This window comes from uncultured Nevskia sp. (assembly GCF_903885465.1).
Taxonomy (GTDB): domain Bacteria; phylum Pseudomonadota; class Gammaproteobacteria; order Nevskiales; family Nevskiaceae; genus Nevskia.
On record NZ_CAISIQ010000120.1, the window covers coordinates 1 to 3,575 of the forward strand.

The following is a 3,575-nucleotide window of genomic DNA, read 5'->3' on the forward strand; positions in this document are numbered from 1 at the left end:
GCCGTCATCCAAGACGGCAGCCGCGCGAGCTGGTCAGCGAAGCATGCGCTTGGTGTTGGCAGCGATCAGCGGCTGGTAGGCCGAACCGAGCAGGCGCACGATGATGTCCATGAACTTGGCATCCGGGCCGACGACCACGCGGCGCGAATTCTTCTCGACCGCCCGCAGGATGATCCGCGCCGCCTTGTTCGCCGAGGTGGTGTTGAGCAGCTTGTCGAACTTGTCCCGCGCCTTTTCGCCGCTGACGCCGAACAGCTTTTCGGTGCCTTCGGCGATACGCGCGCTGCGGTTGATCTCTGTGCGGATGCCGCCCGGATGTACACAGGTGGCGCTGACGCCGCAGTTCATCATGTCCAGCTCGATGCGCAGGGATTCGGTGTAGCCGCGCACCGCGAACTTGGTCGCCGAATAGGCGCCGGTGCCCGGCGTGCCGATCAGGCCGAACAGGCTCGAGGTGTTGATGATGTGGCCATCACCGCTGGCCTTCAGGTGCGGCAGGAACGCCTGGCTGCCGTAGACCACGCCCCAGAAGTTGATGTCGACGATCCATTCGAAATCCTTCTGCGAGATCGTATCCAGCGGCGCATTGAGCGCGACGCCGGCGTTGTTGAAGATCAAATTGACGCCGCCGTGATCCTTGGCGGTTTGCTCGGCCCAGTCGTAGACCGCTTCGCGGCTGGCCACGTCGAGCTTGGCGGTGGTGACCTTCACGCCCTTGGCTTTGGCCAGCTTCGCAGTCTCTTCCAGGCCCTTGGTGTTGACGTCGGACAAGCTCAGTGCGCAGCCCCTGGCGGCCAGTTCCAGCGCCAGTTCGCGGCCCATGCCGGAGGCCGCGCCGGTGATCGCGGCAACCTTGTTGGCAAATGATTTCATCGTGTCTTTCTCGTTCTTGTGATTGTTCTTGTAAGGTCCGACGACTCAGGCCGTGACCGTCGCGGGATCGCGTTCCAGCCGATAGGCGGTCGCCGGGAAGCGACGCGTCTTGCCGCGGTAAATGAAGGTGAAACCAGGCCACAGCGTGGTGTTCTTGCCGTTGGCGTCGACGTACCAGCTCTTGCAGCCGGAGGTCCAGACGGTCTTCGACAGTTGGCCCTGAATGCTCTCGTTGAAAGTCACCTGCGCATCCGGCTTGACGTCGACCGCGCGCAGCTTCTGCTTGCGCATGGTCCTCAGCGCGTCCATCACGTAGGCAACCTGCGACTCGATCATGAACACCATCGAGTTGTGGCCGAGGCCGGTGTTCGGGCCGACCAGCATGAAGAAGTTCGGGAAGCCGGCGACCGACAGGCCGAGATAGGCCTCGGGGCCGGTCTTCCAGGCATCGAGCAGATCGACGCCGCCGTTGCCGAATACAGTGCCGCGCGGCATCGGGTCCTGCGCCTTGAAACCGGTGCCGTAGATGATCGCGTCAACCACACGCTCGTTGCCGGCGCTGTCGACCACCGAGTTGGCGCGTACTTCGACGATGTCGTCAGTAATGACATCGACATTGGCCTGGGCCAGCGCCGGGTAGTAATCATTGGAGATCAGGATGCGCTTGCAGCCGATCGTGTAATCCGGCGTGACCTTGGCGCGCAGCGCCGGGTCCTTGATCTGACGCTTGATGTGACCACGGGCAACACCTTCGACCATCGTCATCAGCTTCGGGTTGACGGCAAAGCCGAGCACCCGCGATTCCAGCATCCAGTAGATCGCCGTGCGATAGGCGTTCTGTAGCGCCGGCAGCGCTCTGTACAGGCGGCGCTCGCGCGAGCCGATTTCGCGATCCGGCTTCGGCATGATCCACGGCGCGGTGCGCTGGTAGAGATCGACGCGCTTCGCCGCTTTCTGGATCTGCGGCACGAACTGGATGGCGCTGGCGCCGGTGCCGATCACGGCCACGCGCTTGTCGCTGAGGTCGTAGCCGTGATCCCAGTGCGCCGAGTGGAAGGCCTTGCCCTTGAACGAGTCCAGGCCCTTGACGTTCGGCATCGCCGGATTCGAAAGGCCACCCATGCCGGACACCAGCACGCGGCCGCTGAAGCTGCGGCCGTCGGCGGTCTTCACCGTCCAGGTCGCGGTGGCTTCGTCATAACGGGCGTTCTGGACATTGGCCCCGAAGACGATGTGGCGGCGCAGATCGTACTTCGCGGCACACTTTTCGAGATAGGCCTTGATCTCCGGCTGGCGCGCGAACATCCGCGTCCACTCCGGGTTCGGTTCGAACGAGAACGAATAGAGGTGCGACTGCACGTCGCAGGCGCAGCCCGGGTAGTGATTGTCGCGCCAGGTGCCGCCGACATCGTCGCCGCGCTCCAGGATCTGAAAGTCTTCGATACCCTGTTCGCGCAGCTTGATCGCCATGCACAGGCCGGCGAAGCCGCTGCCGATGATCAGGATCTGCTTGTTCTCGTTCGGTTTGCCCGCGTCGTACGCCATCTGTTCTTTCCTCGTGTTTGACAATGCACGTTGTCAATCTAACTTTTGACAACGTTTGATGTCAATATGTCGCCATGAAAGAAAATCAGCTCCCTCCGAGACATCGGGTCGCTGCCCCGATCTCGACACCGAAACCTCGGCCGATGAAAGGCCTGCCGATGCAGGACCGCGTCGCCCAGCGCCGTGCGCTCTTGCTTGTGGCTGCGCTAGAAGCCTTCGGCACCCGCGGCTTCCACGCGGTAACGGTCCGGGAAATCTGCGCTGGCGCGGGTCTGACCGAGCGCTACTTCTACGAGTCCTTCAAAAGCCTGGAAGCGCTGTTCAGCGCGCTGTACCTGCAGCTGAACGGCCAGCTGAAGCAGGCGACGCTAGCGGCCTTGATCGCGGCAAATGCAAACAGCAGTGCCTCGGACAGCAGCAGCCGGATCGATGTGCTTGCCGGCGCGGCCCTGCGCGTGCTGCTGGAGTTCATCCGGGACGATCCTCGTCGCGCGCGGGTGATGCTGATCGATGCGATCAGCATCAGTCACGACGTGCAGCAGATTTCCGGTCAGATCACCCGCGAGTACATGGAGCTGACCCGTCGCTTCATCGATCAGCTGTTCCCGGACGCCGCCTCGCGCGGCGTCGATCTCGACTTGATCGCCAGTGGCCTGCTCGGCTCCAACATCCATATCGCGACCCATTGGGTGCGCGAAGGCCTGAAGACGCCGTTCGACGTGGTGCTGTGCAACTGCCTGGCGATCTATCAGGCGCTGGGCGCGTACTGGCCCAAACTTGCCGCGAGCACGATGCCCGACAAGCCGACTCCAGCGGCGTAGCGGGCGCTGCGCAGGGCGAATCCCTCGGCCGGGATCGCCTGACCCAGCCCGGCGACGACGATCGCCACCAGCAGCAGCGCCAGGTGCGAAAAACCGGTGGTCCACATCACCGCAGCGCCGCCCAGCGCGTTCCACAGGACGGCGGAGGCTGACGCCAGCATCAGGCTGGCGGCCAGCAATTCGAGCCTTGCCGAAGGATCACGGTTGCGCAGACCGCTGCTCAACCAGACCGCTGCGATCAGCAGCAGCGGCGCATCGGCGATCGGGCTGAAAAGAGGGCTCACGGCAAACCCGTGGTTGCCGGTTGTGCCGGCTCCGGAATCTTTCGTCGCGCCA

4 protein-coding genes are annotated in these 3,575 nt (G+C 63.5%); 1 reads left to right on the top strand and 3 read right to left on the bottom strand.

Translation table 11 applies throughout. The annotated features are described in order from the left end of the window. Positions 1–33: 33 nt before the first annotated feature. Positions 34–873 carry an SDR family oxidoreductase gene (locus QZY06_RS04410; protein WP_295680699.1) on the bottom strand — a complete coding sequence of 280 codons (840 nt, stop codon included), beginning with the start codon at positions 871–873 and terminating at the stop codon, positions 34–36. 45 nt (positions 874–918) lie between these two features. Next, positions 919–2,418 (bottom strand): NAD(P)/FAD-dependent oxidoreductase, encoded by a 1,500-nt coding sequence (locus tag QZY06_RS04415; protein WP_295680702.1) that lies wholly within the window; start codon positions 2,416–2,418, stop codon positions 919–921. Positions 2,419–2,561: 143 nt separating this feature from the next. Here QZY06_RS04415 and QZY06_RS04420 point away from each other — a divergent pair, with 143 nt between their 5' ends. Beyond that, the gene (locus QZY06_RS04420) at positions 2,562–3,239 is read left to right on the top strand and encodes a TetR/AcrR family transcriptional regulator (RefSeq protein WP_295680704.1); all 678 of its coding nucleotides are present in this window, start codon (positions 2,562–2,564) and stop codon (positions 3,237–3,239) included. Here the strand turns inward: QZY06_RS04420 and QZY06_RS04425 are convergent. After that, positions 3,167–3,523 (bottom strand): hypothetical protein, encoded by a 357-nt coding sequence (locus tag QZY06_RS04425; RefSeq protein WP_295680708.1) that lies wholly within the window; start codon positions 3,521–3,523, stop codon positions 3,167–3,169. The two genes, QZY06_RS04420 and QZY06_RS04425, sit on opposite strands and share 73 nt — an antisense overlap. Between the last annotated feature and the right edge of the window lie 52 nt (positions 3,524–3,575).